This window comes from Corynebacterium matruchotii, assembly GCF_011612265.2.
Taxonomy (GTDB): domain Bacteria; phylum Actinomycetota; class Actinomycetes; order Mycobacteriales; family Mycobacteriaceae; genus Corynebacterium; species Corynebacterium matruchotii.
In genome coordinates this window covers 1,040,332-1,057,265 of the sequence record NZ_CP050134.2, presented here as the reverse complement: position 1 = coordinate 1,057,265, position 16,934 = coordinate 1,040,332, and the positions used below count along the sequence as shown (strand labels likewise).

At 56.9% G+C, this 16,934-nt stretch carries 15 protein-coding genes; 1 reads left to right on the top strand and 14 read right to left on the bottom strand.

The window, feature by feature from the left end; all coding sequences use genetic code 11:
* Window positions 1-29: 29 nt before the first annotated feature.
* The 3 genes from HBA49_RS04790 to pgsA all read right to left on the bottom strand — a co-directional run bounded on the left by HBA49_RS04790 (window position 30) and on the right by pgsA (window position 1,545).
* Complete coding sequence (locus tag HBA49_RS04790; protein ID WP_034995244.1) at window positions 30-350, bottom strand: helix-turn-helix domain-containing protein; 321 nt, start codon at window positions 348-350, stop codon at window positions 30-32.
* Between the two features lie 78 nt (window positions 351-428).
* Window positions 429-956: a CinA family protein gene (locus tag HBA49_RS04785; protein WP_005525814.1), complete on the bottom strand. Its 528-nt coding sequence runs from the start codon at window positions 954-956 to the stop codon at window positions 429-431.
* Window positions 949-1,545: a CDP-diacylglycerol--glycerol-3-phosphate 3-phosphatidyltransferase gene (gene pgsA / locus HBA49_RS04780; RefSeq protein WP_005520827.1), complete on the bottom strand. Its 597-nt coding sequence runs from the start codon at window positions 1,543-1,545 to the stop codon at window positions 949-951. Before pgsA ends, HBA49_RS04785 begins: the two co-directional genes overlap by 8 nt.
* A 72-nt stretch (window positions 1,546-1,617) precedes the next feature.
* On the opposite strand from pgsA, the gene HBA49_RS04775 reads away from it, so the two are divergent.
* The gene (locus tag HBA49_RS04775; protein ID WP_005526207.1) at window positions 1,618-1,911 is read left to right on the top strand and encodes a YciI family protein; all 294 of its coding nucleotides are present in this window, start codon (window positions 1,618-1,620) and stop codon (window positions 1,909-1,911) included.
* On the opposite strand, the gene HBA49_RS04770 is transcribed toward HBA49_RS04775, so the two are convergent.
* The 11 genes from HBA49_RS04770 to HBA49_RS04720 form a co-directional block, all read right to left on the bottom strand.
* Window positions 1,908-3,038, bottom strand: a complete 1,131-nt coding sequence (locus tag HBA49_RS04770) for a TerC family protein (RefSeq protein WP_005520825.1) — start codon at window positions 3,036-3,038, stop codon at window positions 1,908-1,910. The genes HBA49_RS04775 and HBA49_RS04770 overlap by 4 nt on opposite strands.
* A gap of 203 nt (window positions 3,039-3,241) precedes the next feature.
* Window positions 3,242-6,445, bottom strand: a complete 3,204-nt coding sequence (locus HBA49_RS04765; RefSeq protein WP_005526284.1) for a DNA translocase FtsK — start codon at window positions 6,443-6,445, stop codon at window positions 3,242-3,244.
* Window positions 6,446-6,725: 280 nt separating this feature from the next.
* On the bottom strand, window positions 6,726-7,358 hold the full coding sequence (locus HBA49_RS04760; RefSeq protein ID WP_225866139.1) for a TIGR03085 family metal-binding protein: 633 nt from the start codon (window positions 7,356-7,358) through the stop codon (window positions 6,726-6,728).
* A 79-nt stretch (window positions 7,359-7,437) separates the two neighbouring features.
* Window positions 7,438-9,495 (bottom strand): ribonuclease J, encoded by a 2,058-nt coding sequence (locus HBA49_RS04755; protein ID WP_005526573.1) that lies wholly within the window; start codon window positions 9,493-9,495, stop codon window positions 7,438-7,440.
* A gap of 1 nt (window position 9,496) precedes the next feature.
* The gene (gene dapA, locus HBA49_RS04750; protein ID WP_040431858.1) at window positions 9,497-10,402 is read right to left on the bottom strand and encodes a 4-hydroxy-tetrahydrodipicolinate synthase; all 906 of its coding nucleotides are present in this window, start codon (window positions 10,400-10,402) and stop codon (window positions 9,497-9,499) included.
* Between the two features lie 68 nt (window positions 10,403-10,470).
* Window positions 10,471-11,226 (bottom strand): FAD-dependent thymidylate synthase, encoded by a 756-nt coding sequence (gene thyX / locus HBA49_RS04745; protein WP_005526520.1) that lies wholly within the window; start codon window positions 11,224-11,226, stop codon window positions 10,471-10,473.
* Between the two features lie 3 nt (window positions 11,227-11,229).
* Window positions 11,230-11,973 carry a 4-hydroxy-tetrahydrodipicolinate reductase gene (dapB, locus tag HBA49_RS04740; protein WP_005526102.1) on the bottom strand — a complete coding sequence of 248 codons (744 nt, stop codon included), beginning with the start codon at window positions 11,971-11,973 and terminating at the stop codon, window positions 11,230-11,232.
* A gap of 129 nt (window positions 11,974-12,102) precedes the next feature.
* Window positions 12,103-14,379 carry a polyribonucleotide nucleotidyltransferase gene (locus HBA49_RS04735; protein ID WP_005525686.1) on the bottom strand — a complete coding sequence of 759 codons (2,277 nt, stop codon included), beginning with the start codon at window positions 14,377-14,379 and terminating at the stop codon, window positions 12,103-12,105.
* Between the two features lie 217 nt (window positions 14,380-14,596).
* Complete coding sequence (gene rpsO, locus HBA49_RS04730) at window positions 14,597-14,866, bottom strand: 30S ribosomal protein S15 (RefSeq protein ID WP_005526491.1); 270 nt, start codon at window positions 14,864-14,866, stop codon at window positions 14,597-14,599.
* A gap of 119 nt (window positions 14,867-14,985) precedes the next feature.
* Window positions 14,986-15,933, bottom strand: a complete 948-nt coding sequence (locus tag HBA49_RS04725; protein ID WP_005525756.1) for a nucleoside hydrolase — start codon at window positions 15,931-15,933, stop codon at window positions 14,986-14,988.
* 2 nt (window positions 15,934-15,935) lie between these two features.
* A complete protein-coding gene (locus tag HBA49_RS04720) occupies window positions 15,936-16,904 on the bottom strand; it encodes a bifunctional riboflavin kinase/FAD synthetase (protein WP_005526234.1) in 969 nt (322 codons plus the stop codon).
* Window positions 16,905-16,934 lie beyond the last annotated feature (30 nt).

Below are 16,934 nucleotides of genomic sequence, written 5' to 3'. Positions count from 1 at the left end.
TTCGCCAAAAGCCGACACAGATGGGGCTGCTACACCCGAACTAGTTCCTTTTCCACATTCTGCATGGCCATGGAACCAGCAGCTTCGATGAGAACATCAGACACACTCGTCCCCAATGCGTGACAGACACTAGCTAGCAATTCGGAAGACACTTCTTTGCGACCCCGCTCCAACTCGGACAAATAGCCGGGCGACACGCGAGAAATTTCGGCCAATTCCCTCAGCGTAATTCCCTTGTCAGCGCGAAACGAGCGCAGCGCTGCACCAAGAGCTTGCCGCAGTAACGGCTCTGGAGTTTTCGGGGTACGTTTTGTTACTGGCTTATCTAGAACTGCGGTATATTTCATCATCATTTACTCCAACGAATGATACCGGAAATTTGTTCCCGCTTTTCCAATTTTTCTCCAACCTTCTTGAGTCAGGGTAACTCAACCTATGTGACCAGCCCGAACCCGCACCATAACCGCCAATGCTGCCGTCACCGCCTGGCGCCGGATTGCGGCCCGATCGCCCACCAATAAGTCTGTCGATCCGAGAACGGTTCCGGCCAGTTCGGCCACCCCAGTATGCACCACCCCAGTGCCCTCCGGGCCGGCAACACCCACCCACACCTCCCCCACCGGGTGGCCATCCTGCGGATCCGGGCCAGCCACCCCGGTCAACGACACTCCCCAATCGGCGCCGCACACATCCCGCACCCCACGGGCCATGGCAATGGCGGTTTCCCGCGCCACCGGGCCATGCGCCACCAGTACTTCCTGCGGCACGCGCGCCAGCGTGTGCTTGAGGTCCGTCGCATAGGTGACCAGACCACCGCGAAGCGCGGCGCTAGCGCCGGGAACGTCGGCAAGCGTGGCGGCCAGCAACCCGGCGGTGAGGGATTCACAAGTAGCAACGGTCTGACCTGCGTCGATAAGCGAAGTGATGACTTCCCGCGCCGTAACCGTGCTACTCACCGGTCACCGTCTTTTTCAGTTTCATGGAGTCCACAATATACTGGCAGCCTGTAACCGTGGTCACCACCACTGCGATAAGCATGACCACCAGTGCCGGGTAGTGGAATATGTGCGCCGGTGGTATTAAAAATAGTGTGACCGCAATGGTTTGCAGGACGGTTTTCAGCTTTCCACCCTTCGATGCGGGTACCACATTGCCTTTACGCAGCTCAAACATCCGCCAAATTGTGATGCCGATCTCCCGCACTAGGATCACGATGGTCACCCACACGGGCAGGCTGCCGTTAATATTCAGACAGATGAGTGCCGTAGAAATCAGGGCCTTGTCGGCGATGGGGTCGGCGATTTTCCCAAAGTCGGTCACAAGGTTTTTCGCACGCGCAATATCACCATCAAGTTTGTCGGTAATCATCAACGCCACGAAGCAGCCCAACGACCATAACATCCAGGACATGTGTTGGCCTTCGCTGCGGAGCACTAACCAGGCAAAGAGGGGAATAGCCAAGATCCGTATGCTGGTCAGGATGTTAGGAACATTCAGATTCGACGGCTTGGCTGGGGTTGGTGCGCTAGAGACGGCATCATTCATAAATAACAACACTACAACGATGGACTGGGAATCACCCCATGCGGAACCTCATCACCGACTAGCATCAAAATCATGACTGTTTTTGCTATTGAATACCACTACCCCGCCGACAGCCCGCAGATCATCGAACTGCGCCCCGCCCACCGGGAATTTCTCGGAAAGCTGAAAGAGGAAGGCAAACTCATTGGTTCCGGCCCCTATACCGATGGGGATGGTGACGCTCTCATTGTGATTCAACTTGACGATTCCGCCACGATTGCCGACGCTGAGGCACTTATGGCCGATGATCCATTCCACACCAATAATGCGCTCACCGGGCGGGTGTTTCACACCTGGAACCCGGTACTGAACATCTTTGGTGTCTAGGTTTCCCGCGGGTTTCCGTCCGCCGAAGCGTTACTTGTCGAAGGGTTTTTCGGCCTCGCTGGGGTGCCGTCTGCTTCCGCGCCATTCATGGGAATATCGTCGTAGTCCTTATTCCATTTCAGGGCAATGGCACCCTGCGCTTCGTCGCGTTTCACCTTAATCAACGAGGCAACCACCGCAATGGTTAAAATGCCCACAATGGTTACGAGCGACCATACGGTGGGAATTTCCGGCACCGGTACCGACTCGCCACCGTTGATAAACCCTAGTTTGTTTTCGTGCAGCGCGTGCAGGATGAGTTTGACGCTAATGAACCCCAGCACACCGCCCAGGCCATAGGGCAGGAACACCAACCGGTCCAATAACCCATCGAGCAGGAAGTACATTTGCCGTAGTCCCAGCAGCGAGAACGCATTCGTGGTGAACACAATATAGGGTTCCACCGTAATACCGTAGATCGCCGGAATGGAATCCAGCGCAAACATCACGTCAATCATGCCGATAGCGATCAACGCCACAAGCAGCGTGGTCACGGCAAACTGGCCCTTTTTGTGGATAAACAGGTGATCGCTCTCATAACCGTGGGCCACCGGAATGATCCGACGCAAGGTTTTAATCAACCACATGTCGTTCGGATTTATTTCCGGCACGTGCCGAATTTCGTCAATGACCAGCTTCACCGCGGTATACAGCAGGAACAGACCAAACAGGTAAAACACATCAGACCAGGCGTCGATGGCGACTTTGCCCAGCAGAATAAACACGAGCCGGAAGGCAAGCGCCAGCATAATTCCGATGAGCAGTACCTTCTGCTGATATTTCCGTGGCACCTGGAAACTGCCCATGATGAGGGCAAACACAAACAGGTTGTCGACGCTAAGTGCTTTTTCCACAATATAGCCGTGGAAGAATTCCAACCCATGCTGATGTGGGTTACCGGGCTCGGACCATGTAAACCACAGGAAAATGCCGAAGAGGCAGGCCAGGGTCACATAAACCAGCGACCAAATGGCAGATTCTTTGAGGGTAGGTTCGTGCGGTGTACGCACATGGGAATAGAAGTCGAAAATGAACAGGCCGATTACTAATGCAATAGTGATCGCCCAGGTCATCAGGTTTACTTCCATAAAAAGACCTCCGGTCTTATTCGTATTACGTACAAATAGAGCCGGAGGTCTCCCCCACCCACTAGTGCGTATTTCCTGCTTGACGACGCCAGGTGGTGCGGGCCAGCGAGACCGGATCGTCTTCAAAAAAGCGTCACGTGTTGACGGTCTACGCTGATTATGGGGTACTCCCCTCCAACGATGTCATCCTATGCTAGCACGTTTTAGAACGCATTCTGAGTGGGGTTATATGTGGCTGCAGCAACCTTGGTACCACCATCATTGGCCGACACAGCACCACCACCATCAGGGGCGTCACTACCAGGGTTTTCCTTCGGGGCATTCTTCGGGTCCGCGCCTTGAAGCAGCCACAAAACCGTGTCTAATTCCTCCGGTTTCACGAGCACCTCCCGGGCCTTGGAGCCCTCCGAGGGACCCACGATCTCCCGGGATTCCATGAGGTCCATGAGGCGGCCGGCCTTGGCGAACCCGATGCGCATTTTGCGCTGCAACATTGATGTTGACCCGAGTTGTGAGGTCACCACCAGCTCCACCGCCTGGAGGAGGTTCTCTAAATCGTCGCCGATATCGTCATCGATTTCTCGCTTATTTTCCGCGGACTTGTCCTCGGTAACGCCCTCGGTGTACACCGGTTCGCCCTGTTCCCGGGCGGCATCGACCACTGCTTGGATTTCCTCATCGGTGACGAATGCGCCCTGGATGCGTTGCGGCCGCCCGCCCTGCGGGATGAACAGCCCATCGCCCATGCCAATGAGTTTTTCCGCACCCGCCTGGTCCAAGATCACGCGCGAGTCGGTCAGCGATGAGGTGGCGAACGCTAGCCGGGACGGCACGTTGGTCTTAATCAGCCCGGTCACCACATCCACCGATGGGCGTTGCGTGGCCAAAACCAGGTGAATACCTGCCGCCCGGGCCTTCTGGGTGATGCGCACGATGGAGTCTTCGATCTCCTTCGGGGCGGTCATCATGAGGTCCGCTAACTCGTCCACGATACACACGATGTAGGGGTAGGCCTGGTATTCGCGTTGGGAGCCGGCAGGGGTTTCGATCTCGCCGGCGCGGATTTTCCGATTGAAATCTTTGATGTGCCGCACCCGGGCCGATTTCATGTCCAGGTAGCGTTGTTCCATTTCTTCCACCAACCATTGCAATGCGGCGGCAGCTTTTTTCGGCTGGGTGATGATCGGCGTAATCAGGTGTGGGATTCCCTCGTATGGTGTGAGCTCCACCATTTTCGGATCCACGAGAATCAGTCGCACATCCTCAGGGGTAGCGCGGGTGAGCAGCGATACCAGTAGCGAATTCACAAACGCTGACTTACCGGAGCCGGTGGAGCCCGCGACAAGCAGGTGCGGCATTTTCTGCACCGAATGGGCCACAAAATGCCCCTCGATGTCTTTACCTAACCCAATGAGCATGGGGTCCGCGTCTTCGTGAATGGCTGGGTTATTGAGCACATCCGCCAACCGCACCATTTCCCGGTCGGTGTTGGGAACCTCAATGCCCACCAACGATTTTCCTGGAATGGGGGTGAGCAATCGCACGTTATCCGTGGCAACGGCGTAAGCCAAATTCGACTGCAAATTCGTGATTTTTGATACTTTCACGCCGGGGCCTAGCTGCACCTCGTAACGGGTTACTGTTGGGCCGCGGCTGAATCCCACCACGTGGGCATCCACTTTGAACTCCGTGAACACGTCGGTGATGGCCTCAATCATGCGATCATTAGCCGCGGTTTGAGTCTTTGGAGGAGCCCCCGGGGTGAGCAGGGATGTGCTGGGGATTTGATAGTCGGGTCCCTCCACCAAATGGTGCTTCCCCATCGCCTGCGAAGCCGTGTCGGCCGCCCCGTCTTCTGCCGACGAGTCAGCGGCGGCCGTATCGGCCAGGTCCACGGCATGTTTTCCAGCATTAGCTGCCCCCTGGGTTGGGCGCATAGCAATGGGTTCGGTGTCCGCTTCCGCATTGCCTGCTGTAATTTCGGCATTGTTGTGCCGACCTTGGGCCTGCCGGAGGTTCTTTTGCGACCGGGCCACGGCATCAGCCACACCAGCTGCCCCGGAAAGCGCAGCGGTACCGAGTTTTTCCGCGGACTTTACTGTTTGGGAGGCAACGTCCGCGGCGGCATCGGTCACCGCGTCAGCGACGGCACCGGTGGTGTTGGCTTTCGCCGCGGCGGCACCGGTTACTGCCGTGGATGCTGCGGTTGCCGCGGTGCCGGCGGCTTTGGCCACATCCGACACGGCTTTTGCCGCCGCCTGGGCTGCCCCTTGGGCGGGTCGCATGGTTTGGCGGGAACGCGGCCGGCGGGATCGAGCCGCCCGGGATGCGGTGACCGGCGGGAATTCATCGGTGTCGGTCGTTAACTTCTTGCGTTCCTCGGTGTTCTGCCGCGGAAAGGCAGAGGTTTCCGCATCGGAATAGCTGTAGTCGTCATAGTCGTCGTAATCATCGTACGGTTCCTCGTCGTAACGCTCTTGCTGTCGCCGCGGGGTTCGTCGGGGCCGGCGGGTTGGCACCGGGCGCCCCTCTGCGCGTGCCGCTATTTCCTGGTCAACATAGTCGTAGTCGTCTTCGTAATAATCGTCATAATCCTCGTCATCACGATGGCGTTCTATAAAATTACGAATAATAATGAATAGTTCCCGCACGCTAATGCCGGTCGCCTGCAACGCCCCGAAAACTATCAACAGCAGCAATAACGGGATGGCCAGGTATTCGGTAAAACCTGCGGCCAGCGGGCCACCAATCACAAACCCAATGACGCCACCGGCTTGCATGCGATCGCTCCACGCTTCGGGATTCCCCGCCATGATCTGCAATAGGCCCAACATGGCGGCAATGATGAGCGCCGAACCACCAATGGTGCGCATGCGATTTTGTGGATGCGGCTGGTAGCCCAGCATAAGTGCGACCGCCAACACGACGAGCGCGATGGGCAGTATCAACGCACCAGCCCCCATCAGCAGGTAGGTCATTGTGGCGATTGCCGAACCAATGGGGCCGGCGACTTCGAACCACACGGAGGCGCCCAGCACCACCGCCAACGCAATAAGGGCCAGCCCAACACTATCCGCATCGGGCTTTGTTTTTGCTGGTTCACCCTTGCCCGCGGGTTTTTTGCTGGCGGTCTTCTTTGCGGCCGTCTTTTTACTCGTCGATTTTTTGCCGGCCACCTCATTAAGCTCCTCAGTATCTGACGTATCATGTGACGCACGCGATGCCTTACGGTTCTTTACCAGTCGGGTGACATTGCCTAAGCCACGAGCGGTCACGCCAAAGGCCGCGGTCAAGCCCGCCCCAACCGCGGAAACCGCAGACCCGGTTCGTTCGCCAGAGGTTGCTGCGGCCCGTCGAGAAGCATAGCCCGTATCCTGACCGGAAGTAGAACTTACCGTATCCGACATGTCACATCATCTCCCGTCAAGCTGTTAGCGGAGCTGGATTCACCGGTGTCGGGGTGGGGCGTGCGGCTACCTTGCGCATCGCCCGTCGAAGAAGTGCTTCTGACAGTCATGCATCACAGTGTAACCGCTTATGTCACTACTTTCACTCACGCAACACTGAAAGACAACAATAAATTTTTGTCACATTATCTTGGGATGATAGCGAAAAACCTAGGCGAAATTCGCCCCTCCCCTACGCCAACTCACCGGAGGTTTCCGCACCACACCCGCCCGCGTGAGGCTACGCCTGCGAACGACGAATACCCGCCGATACATCATCCACCGTTACTTGTGCAACATCACGACCAAATAGCCATAAAACGATCTCCCCCACCGGGCCACTGACGGTCGCCACGCCGCTGCCATTGTGCGCCACCCCACGCGTATCGTGTACCACTACCCGCGGCCACCCATCGGGCTGCACCACCACCGGCACCGTCGAAGAACGAAGCAGCATTTTCGACATGGACTTCAGGCCACGCAATAACGCCTGTTCATCTGCCCGATCCACATGCTGCGGCTGGTCCGCCTTCCCCGGCTGAGCCCGGGAAACATCCTCATAGTGCACAAAATGTTCGACCGTGTTCAACCACCGATCCGCCTTCGCCACCGGCCACAATCGTGACCCCCGCTCCCACCGATCCACCAATTCGGTATACGGCACGGTGGCCTTCAGCTGCTGGGTTTGGGCCGCTAATTTAGCCGATAGTTGCGGCACCATCATTCCGGCGGCAGCCAACGGGTAATTTTCCCGAATGACCAAATGTATGATCAGATCCAGTGTCGTCCACCCTTCGCAGAGTGTGGGCGCATCCGGGCCAACCTCGCGCAGCAAGTGAACGAGTTTGTGGCGTTGCACATCAGAAAAAGTCATGTCACACAGTGTAATCATCAGGCGACATGACTTTAATTAGCTCCTAGGCTACCTTCCGGTTACAACCGGCTGGGGCGGCTTAGAGGCTGGGGCGGCTGCGTTTCACCTCATCATCATCGATGGGCGAATGCACGTCCGAGCTCATGGGAACAACGGTGGGCATAATCATGGGGTTACGCCGCCACGTCTGTTCCACATACCGTGACACTTTCCGACGCAGGTGCTGCACCATGCGGTAGGGATCGTTTTCGCCCTCAGCGGCCAAATCATTCATGGTGTTCTCCACCAGGTTTTGGACCTCCGGCATCATGGTTTTCGCATCGTCGGAGAAGCCCTTCGCATGCACCGTTGGGTGCTCCAACAGGCGGCCGGTGCGGTTGTCAATCACAGCGGTGATCGAAATCAGACCCCCTTCACCCATCGAGGTGCGATCGTCAAGCACCTCCTGGTCGATATCACCCATGGTCACGCCGTCCACATACAGGTTGCCCACGGGTATCTGGCCGGCGACGGAAATCTTACCGTTCACCATGTCCACCACAACACCGTTTTGGGCCAACACCACCTGGTTTCGGTCCACACCGGTGGCAATGGCTAGCTCCTTATTGGCCCGCAAATGCCGCCATTCACCATGCACCGGCATGGCATTCCTCGGCCGCGCCGCATTATAGAGGAACAGCAACTCCCCGGAATAGCCGTGGCCCGAAGTGTGCACGTTGGCGTCCTTATTGGTAATCACCGTGGCACCAATCTGGGCCAGCATGTTGATCACACCAAACACCGCTTCCTCATTGCCTGGCACCAACGACGAGCTCAGCACAATCACATCCCCATCACGCACCGTGATCTGCCGATGCTCCCGGCGCGCCATGCGCGACAGGGCAGCCATGGGTTCACCCTGCGTACCGGTGGTGATGAGCATAACCTTATGGGGCGCCATCTTGGTGGCGTCATCCATGCTGACAATGGTGCCACGAGGAACCCGAAGGTAGCCGAGTTTTTCGGCGATTTCCATGTTGCGGATCATGGAGCGACCATTAAAGGCCACCTTGCGGCCGGCAGCGACAGCCGCATCCACCGCGGCCTGCACCCGGTACACGTTGGAGGCGAAGCAAGCGAGGATGACGCGTTGTTTCGCATCCGCCACGATGCGTTTAAGGGTTGGGGCGATGGCGGATTCGGAGCCGGAGATTCCAGGGGTGGTGGCGTTGGTGGAGTCGCACAGGAACAGGTCGATACCTTCGTCGCCGAGGCGGGACAGGGCCGGCAGGTCGGTGGGTCGACCGTCTGGTGGGGTTTGGTCAAGTTTAATGTCACCGGTCATGACGACAAGGCCCGCCTTGGTCTTAATGGCGATGCCGAGGCAGTCGGGTATAGAGTGGTTGACCGCCCAGAAGCGAAGGTTGAATGGCCCTCGGTTCTCCACGGAGGTGTTACCCACCTCAATGAGTTTGGGGCGCTGGTGGTGTTCCCGGCATTTGGCGGCGATCAGGGCCAGGGTGAATTTGGAGGCAATGATCGGCAGGTCGGGCCGGAGTTTCAGCAGCCAGGGGATGGCACCAATATGGTCTTCATGCCCGTGAGTAATGACGAGGGCGTCAACATTGCCGATTTTGTCTTCGATGGGGCCAAAGTCGGGCAGGATAAGGTCGACCCCGGGTTCGCCGGAGGAGGGAAAAAGCACGCCGCAATCCACGATGAGAAGACGGTTATTATATTCGAAAACGGTCATGTTGCGGCCGATTTCGGATATACCACCGAGGGCGTAGATGCGCAGCCCGTTTTTGGGTGGGTTTTTCGGAAGGGGCAGCCGCCCGGTCAGGTCGGCGCCTTGCATGGATTTGACCACATTGCGCCGGTTACGGTTGTCTCGCCCGACGGGTCCCGAACCCCGACCGGTGGTTTTTTTCGGGGTTTTAGAGCCGCCGGTTTTTTGGGATGTGGTGGTTTTCGTGGCGGTTTTTGCCGCACCAGTTTTGGTTGTGGTGGTTTTCGGCGCACCAGTTTTTGAGTTTTTGGGCGTGGTTTTTGCTGCGGTTTTCGCAGCGGTGGGTGCCTGGAATACCGGCGATTCAGCAGCCTCCGGGGGTCCCGCTTTACGGGTAACCTTTCGGGAACGACTACGGGGTTCAGTCATATTATAAAACTCCAGATTTTTCCATGTTATGGCGTAGCGCTTCGATCTCCTCCGTGGTTGCCGCCATCACCGGTAGGCGAGGAGTCCCCATATCGAGGCCTTGGAGTTTGAGGCCGGCCTTGGCCATGGTGACTCCGCCTAGTTTTCCTTGGGCTGCTACCAGTGGGTTGAGTGAAGCGTTGATCTTGCGCGCTTGGGCAAGGTCGCCATTATTAAACGATTGATGTAATTGGACAAGTTGTGCCGGTGCGAGATGACCGATAACTGAAATGAATCCGGTGGCGCCTACACTTAACCAGGGAAGGTTGAGAGGATCGTCACCGGAGTACCAGGCCAAACCGGTTTCCGCAATGAGGGCGGTTGCCTCGGCAATGTTGCCTTTGGCATCTTTAACGGCTTGGATGGTGGGTAGTTCAGCTAATCGACGCATGGTGTCGGCGGCTATGGGCACTACTGACCTAGGCGGAATGTCGTATAAGCATACAGGCAGGTCAGTTGCCTGCGCAACTGTCGCAAAGTGATGGTAGATGCCTTCCTGGCTTGGTTTGGAATAATAGGGTGTTACTACCAGGAGGGCGTCGGCCCCGGCTTGGGCTGAGGCGCGTGCTAATTCTACCGACGTGACGGTGTTATTGGTGCCGGCGCCGGCAATAATTTTGATGCTGTCGCCGACTTCGCGGCGGACAGCGGTGAGCAGGTCGAGTTTTTCCGACAGCGTGGTAGTGGGTGATTCTCCGGTAGTGCCTGCTAGCACTAGCGAGTCGACGCCGTGGTCGACAAGGTGACGTGCCAACTGGGTGGCTTTGTCAAGATCCACATTATTTGTGGTAGTGAAGGGGGTAACCATTGCGACGGAAATTGTGCCGAATACGTCGGCACCCGTCTTCGCTGCCAAACCTGTGCTCATGAACAACAAGGTTACCCCGTTTGTGTGGATTACTTGTAACTTAGCAGATAAATTTCTGCTGAGTGTGTCTAAAAGTCGGTGACGTATGGGCTGGTTGCCATTTCTGTTCCGTCAGCAAGGGCAGCTATTTCGAAGTCGCTGAAGACTGTGGGGGCGGCGGTTTTGAGGAGTTTCAGGCAGGCCACGGCGAGTTCCCGGATTTCCACGTCGGCGTGTTCGGTGGCGCGCATGCCGATGAAATGCCGCCAGGTGCGGAAGTTACCGGTGACCACGATGCGGGACTCAGTGGCGCGCGGCAGGATAGCTTGGGCTGCCTGGTGTGCTTGTTTGCGTCGGAGTACCGCGTTAGGTTCGTCACGTAGTTTGAGTTCCAGGGCGGCGAGAAGTTCATCGTAGGCCAACCGGGTGTTGTCGATGGCGCGGAAAAATACTTGGGATAGTTCCGCATCGTCGGCAATGAGTTTCGGCACGGCAACTTCGGATTCTTCGGGGTGGACGAAGCGTTGGGAGAGTTGTGAGAAGCTGAAATGCCGGTGGCGGGTGAGTTCGTGGGTTGCCCCGCGGGAAATACCGCGCACATAGATGGTAGCGGTGGGGTGTTCCAGCAGGGCAAGGTGCCCGACTTCCATGATGTGGCGGATGTAGGCGTCGTTGCTTCGGGTTCGGGGGTTGGGTTTGTTGAAGGTTTCGTAGCAGGCACGACCTGCGAATTCAACGAGCGCTTCTGGGTCAGTAGCTGCGTCGGTTTCCCAACCGATATCGGTTGGGGGGTGGAATTGGCTGTGTGCTACTAGTTGCACGTGAAGGTGTGATGCCCGCGCCATGGTTTAGATTCCCAGGTAGTGTTCCAGGCCGACGGTAAGCCCTGGGTGGGTGCCCACGTTGCGTACACCGAGGAGGACACCGGGGATAAAGGACATGCGGTCGTAAGAGTCTTGGCGGATGATGAGTGTTTGCCCTTGGGAGCCGAAGATAACTTCTTCGTGGGCGACCATGCCGGTCATGCGTACGGCGTGGACGGGGACGCCGTCAACATTGGCGCCGCGGGCGCCGTCGAGGGCTTGGGTGGTGGCGTCGGGCATGGCAGGCAGGTGGGCGGCGTGCCGGGCGGCGGCGATGCCTTCGGCGGTGTGGATGGCGGTGCCGCTGGGGGCGTCGAGTTTGTTGGGGTGGTGGTATTCGACGACTTCGGCGGAGTCGAAGAAGCGGGCGGCCTGTTTTGCGAATTGCATGGTGAGGACCGCGGAGATGGCGAAGTTGGGGGCGATGAGGCAGTTGGTGTTGTTGCTGGTGGCCCAGGCTTCGACTTGGGTGAGGCGTTCGGGGGTGAATCCGGTGGTGCCGACCACGCAGTGAATGCCATGGGTGAGACAGAATTCGAGGTTGTCCATGACAACGTTGGGGGTGGTGAAGTCGACGATGACGTCCGCCTGGGCGTCGATAAGCGTTTGGAGGGTGTCGTCGCGGTCGATTTGGGCGACGAGTTCCAGGTCGTCGGCGGCGGTAACGCCAGCAACTACGGCTTGTCCGACTCGGCCTTGTGCTCCTAGGACGCCTACTTTGATGGTCATGGTGTTCTCCTTAGCATGCTTTTCGACGATATTTGTTTCGCAATAGCAGTCTAGTGCAGAAAGAAACTCGCCATCAGAATAAGCCCACCACCTGGTGGGTGATGGGCTCGTGTTGTGCGGTGTTACAGATTAGATGCTGTCGCCGCTGAGTCCGAGGGAGATTTTGCCACGGTTGTCGATGTCGAGGATTTCCACCTCGATCTTGTCGCCAACATTGACAACGTCTTCGACTTTTTCGACACGTTTACCGCCGCCTAATTTGGAGATGTGCACCAGGCCGTCGCGGCCGGGCAGCAGGGAGACGAACGCGCCGAATGGGGTGGTTTTGACGACGCTGCCCAGGAACCGCTCCCCTACTTTCGGTAGTTGGGGGTTGGCAATGGCGTTGATTTTTTCGATCGCAGCGTCGGCGGCCTCACCGGAGGTTGCGGAGATGTATACGGTGCCGTCTTCTTCGATGGACACCTCGGCGCCGGTTTCTTCGGTGATTTGGTTGATGGTTTTACCCTTCGGGCCGATGACCTCACCGATCTTCGATACTGGCACTTTCACAGAGGTGATGCGGGGCGCGAATTGGCTCATTTCGTCGGGGATGTCGATGACTTCAGCCATGGTGTCGAGAATGGTGAGCCGGGCATCCCGGGCTTGCGCTAACGCGTCGGCCAGCACTTTGGAGGGGATGCCGTCGAGTTTCGTGTCGAGTTGCAGGGCGGTGATGAAGTCGGCGGTGCCCGCCACTTTGAAGTCCATGTCGCCGAATGCGTCTTCGGCGCCGAGGATGTCGGTGAGCGCCACATAGCGTTCCTTGCCGTTGACCACATCGGACACGAGGCCCATGGCGATGCCGGCGACAGGGGCTTTGAGCGGCACACCGGCGTTGTAGAGAGACAGGGTGGAGGCGCACACGGATCCCATGGAGGTGGAACCGTTCGAGCCAAGCGCTTCGGAAACTTGCCGGATGGCGTAGGGGAATTCCTCCCGGGAGGGGATGACGGGCACGAGGGCGCGTTCCGCTAAGGCGCCATGACCGATTTCACGACGTTTCGGGGAACCAACCCGGCCGGTTTCCCCAGTGGAATAGGGCGGAAAGTTGTAGTGGTGAATATAGCGTTTGGTGGTGGTGGGCGTGAGCGAGTCGATTTGTTGTTCCATCTTCAACATGTCGAGTGTGGTCACACCCATGATTTGGGTTTCGCCGCGTTCGAAAAGGGAAGAGCCATGGGCGCGGGGAATCAGATCAACTTCTACCCCCAGATCCCGGATGTCAGTCACGCCCCGGCCGTCGATGCGGAAATGCTCCGTCAAAATCATATGGCGCACAATTTTCTTCATGACGGCGCTGTAGGCGGCCCGGATTTCTTTTTCGGCGTCGGCTTCGCCCAGATCCTCGGCGAATTTACCGATGAGGCCATCCATCACCTGTTCGAGGTAAGCGTTGGTGGCGTCGTCGCGTTCTTGCTTGTCTTTGATAGTCAGCAGGTCACGGAGTTTTTTGGTGGCTTTGCGTTCTACTGCTTGGTAGATGTTATCGCTGTATGGTGGGAAGAGCGGGAATTCTTGAGGTTCTTTGGCCACTCGGTCGGCGAGGCCACGTTGGGCGAGACAGAGGAGTTCGATGACGGGTTTCGCAGCTTCCAGGCCTTCGGCGACTACTTCTTCGGTGGGGGCGGGTTTTCCTTCGGAGATTTTATCAATGACCCCTTCGGTGGCGCCGGCCTCGACCATCATAATGGCAACATCATTGAAGACTTTCTTGCCGACTTTTTTCTCCACAATGCGACCGGCAACAACGAGTTCGAAAATGGCTTCCTCGTGTTGCGCGTGGGTGGGGAATGCCACCCATTGCCCTTTCGGATGTTTCTTGTCCGCAATCAATGCCATGCGCACGCCCCCCACCGGGCCGGATACTGGCAGGCCAGAGAGTTGGGTTGCGGCGGATGCGCCGTTAATGGCAACCACATCGTACATGTCTTTAGGGTCGATGGATAAAACCGTCACCACAACTTGCACTTCGTTCCGCAGCCCTTTGACAAAGGTTGGACGCAATGGACGGTCGATAAGTCGGCAGGCGAGAATGGCTTCGGTCGACGGTCGTCCTTCCCGCCGGAAGAATGATCCAGGAATCCGCCCTGCGGCGTACATGCGTTCTTCCACATCTACGGTCAATGGGAAAAAATCGAAGCCTTCCCGGGGTTGTTTCGAAGCCGTGACGGTGGACAGCAACATGGTGTCTTCGTCTAGGTAAGTGGTGACGGAACCGCCTGCTTGGCGGGCTAATTGTCCCGTTTCAAACCGGATAGTGCGGGAACCAAAGTCACCATTGTCGACGGTGACGGTGGCTTCGGTAATACCAAATTCGGTATCCTCGTTATAAGAAATTGCTTTCCTGGTGTTTTTATTGCTCATAGCGCACGTCTCCTCTGTATTGTCGTGGCTGCGACGGTCATCGGTGCCGTCTGTCAAGATTGATTTCGATTCTTTGGAAAAACACAACGATGAAAATCATAACATAGCCACAACTGCTATGGAATTTGCTTTTATGCTTTTGCCTGCGGGTTCAAGAAATAACAAAAACGCCCTTCACCACTTGTGAGCGGTAAAGGGCGCAAGGCACGGTTAATGCTTAGCGACGCAACCCCAGGCGGGAAATCAGGTCACGGTACCGGTCCACATTATTGGCGGCCAGGTACTTCAGCAACCCACGGCGGCGACCCACCAGCAACAGCAGGCCACGACGGGAGTGGTGGTCATGCTTGTGGAATTTCAGGTGTTCGGTCAGGGCGTTGATCCGGGAGGTCAACAATGCCACCTGTGCTTCGGGGGAACCGGTGTCGGTCTCGTGGAGACCATACTCGGCTAGGATTGCTTTCTTCTGCTCGGCGGTCAACGCCATAGGAACTACTCCTTGATACTATTTCAGTCCACACTACATACTACTAGCAGCCACATAAGCTGCTGTTTCCCAACTGTTGTGAACCCCAGTACGGGAAACCTCAAGCATCGTAGCACATATTACAAACCTGCGGCGACTTTCCCTACCCGGGCCATAAACTCGGTCAGGAATCGGGGCGCATCCACTGCAACCGCCACCCGAGTAGTTGCAGACTCGCCCATCCGGTTTTCGTCCCCAATGGTGCGGCCTCTGGTGGGGCCTTCTAGATCCACCTTCAGATTGATGGGCAGAAGTGTCACTAATGTTGGATCGATGGCAACACCTACCGCAAGCGGGTCGTGCAGACCACAACCACCCAGTTCAGGAGCTGTGGTCTCGTAGGCCTTGATGTAATAGTCGGTAGCATCGGCTAAAAGCTGACCTGCCGGCGTCCCATATTCCCGCCACTTGCGGGTTTCCTCATAGGTCAAAAGGGTTTGCAGAGTGACGTCCAAACCAATCATGGTCACATCCTTGCCATGCCGCACCATGATGTCCGCAGCCTCTGGATCCTGGCTGATATTTGCCTCCACGCACGCGTTCACATTGCCTGGCACTGCGAGTGCCCCACCCATGAACACGATATGGGCCCGCTCCGCGAATTCCGGCGACCTACGCATGGCGGTAGCAATGTTCGTCATGGCGCCGGTGGGGACGATCACCAGGTCATCACCGTACTTAGCAACACTATCGATAAGGAAGTCCACCGCCGATTGTTTCTGACAGCAAGCAGCAGCGTCCGGTACAGTCACATCCCCGATACCGTTGGATCCGTGAATGAATTCCGAGATGGGCAACACTTCGAAACCATCCTTAGCCAGGGCATGCGATTCCCCCACAAACACCGGAATGTCCGGCCTGCCGAAGAGCTCCAACAAGGCAAGATCGTTACGCACCCCGTCTTGCACGAGCACATTCCCGTAAGTGGCGGTGATCCCAATGAGCTCCAATTCGGGGGATCCCAGCGCATAAGCCAGGGCCAGGGCATCATCAATACCCATGTCTAAATCTAAAATAATCTTTGTCATTTTTACTTCTCCACCTCTAGGATTCGTAGCGTTTCAGCAACATCCTGGTGAATAGCAGCCAATAGTTCGGGAACACCGGTGAACTTTTCCATGCTTCGCACCCAGTCCACGAACTCCACCACGACCGTGTGCCCATAAAGATCGGCGTTTTTACCAATCACATAACTTTCTACGCTGCGGCGTTTATCGCCAAATGTAGGATTGTGCCCAACCGAGATTGCGGCTGGGTACCGTACTCCCTGCTTCATGTCACCGTCGATAGGTGCCTGCGATATCACCATTAACCACCCAGCGTACACAGCGTCCTGGGGCAACGCTACCAAATCGGAGAAATATAAATTGGCTGTTGGGAACCCCAATTCCCGCCCTCCACGGCCGGCACCTCGCACCACTTCACCGGCAACAGAAAATTCCCGCCCCAACGCGGCATTTGCCTCCCGCACCTTACCTTCACCCAGCAAACGCCGAATCAGCGTGGAGCAAATCACCGCATCATCCTCCACTAACAAATCAATGACATGCACCTCAATACCATACTTGTGGCCGAGTTCCCTCAATACTTCCGTGGTACCTGCGGCTTTTTTGCCGAACGTAAAATTCGAGCCCACCACCACGGCCCGGGCTTTGAGCGTATCCCGAACAATCTGGAGGAAAAATTCTTCCGGGCTTAGCTGCGCCACCGCAACATTAAAACTCATCGCCAAAATATGGTCGATCCCCTGGGCAGCAGCTAACGACGCTCGCTGCGTCACCGTCCCCAACAACGGTGGCATCCGATCCGGGCGCAACACCGCCAATGGATGCGGGTCAAAAGTAAGCAATATGCTGGGTAGACCCAATTCATGCGCCCTGGTTGTTGCGGCCGCCAACAATCGACTATGCCCCCGGTGCATGCCATCGAAAACCCCAATGGTCACAACGGAACCGGTCAAATCCTTCGGTACTTCAGTAATCCCATGCCAAATATCCACGGGATTAAGACTACGTGATGAACGGCAAAC

Excerpts from the sequence above, each read along its gene's own strand:
- HBA49_RS04790 (WP_034995244.1), bottom strand. The coding sequence starts at position 350 with ATGATGAAATATACCGCAGTTCTAGATAAGCCAGTAACAAAACGTACC.
- pgsA (WP_005520827.1), bottom strand. The coding sequence starts at position 1,545 with ATGAATGATGCCGTCTCTAGCGCACCAACCCCAGCCAAGCCGTCGAAT.
- HBA49_RS04775 (WP_005526207.1), top strand. The coding sequence starts at position 1,618 with ATGACTGTTTTTGCTATTGAATACCACTACCCCGCCGACAGCCCGCAG.
- HBA49_RS04770 (WP_005520825.1), bottom strand. The coding sequence starts at position 3,038 with ATGGAAGTAAACCTGATGACCTGGGCGATCACTATTGCATTAGTAATC.
- HBA49_RS04765 (WP_005526284.1), bottom strand. The coding sequence starts at position 6,445 with ATGTCGGATACGGTAAGTTCTACTTCCGGTCAGGATACGGGCTATGCT.
- HBA49_RS04760 (WP_225866139.1), bottom strand. The coding sequence starts at position 7,358 with ATGACTTTTTCTGATGTGCAACGCCACAAACTCGTTCACTTGCTGCGC.
- HBA49_RS04755 (WP_005526573.1), bottom strand. The coding sequence starts at position 9,495 with ATGACTGAACCCCGTAGTCGTTCCCGAAAGGTTACCCGTAAAGCGGGA.
- dapA (WP_040431858.1), bottom strand. The coding sequence starts at position 10,402 with ATGAGCACAGGTTTGGCAGCGAAGACGGGTGCCGACGTATTCGGCACA.
- thyX (WP_005526520.1), bottom strand. The coding sequence starts at position 11,226 with ATGGCGCGGGCATCACACCTTCACGTGCAACTAGTAGCACACAGCCAA.
- dapB (WP_005526102.1), bottom strand. The coding sequence starts at position 11,973 with ATGACCATCAAAGTAGGCGTCCTAGGAGCACAAGGCCGAGTCGGACAA.
- HBA49_RS04735 (WP_005525686.1), bottom strand. The coding sequence starts at position 14,379 with ATGAGCAATAAAAACACCAGGAAAGCAATTTCTTATAACGAGGATACC.
- rpsO (WP_005526491.1), bottom strand. The coding sequence starts at position 14,866 with ATGGCGTTGACCGCCGAGCAGAAGAAAGCAATCCTAGCCGAGTATGGT.
- HBA49_RS04725 (WP_005525756.1), bottom strand. The coding sequence starts at position 15,933 with ATGACAAAGATTATTTTAGATTTAGACATGGGTATTGATGATGCCCTG.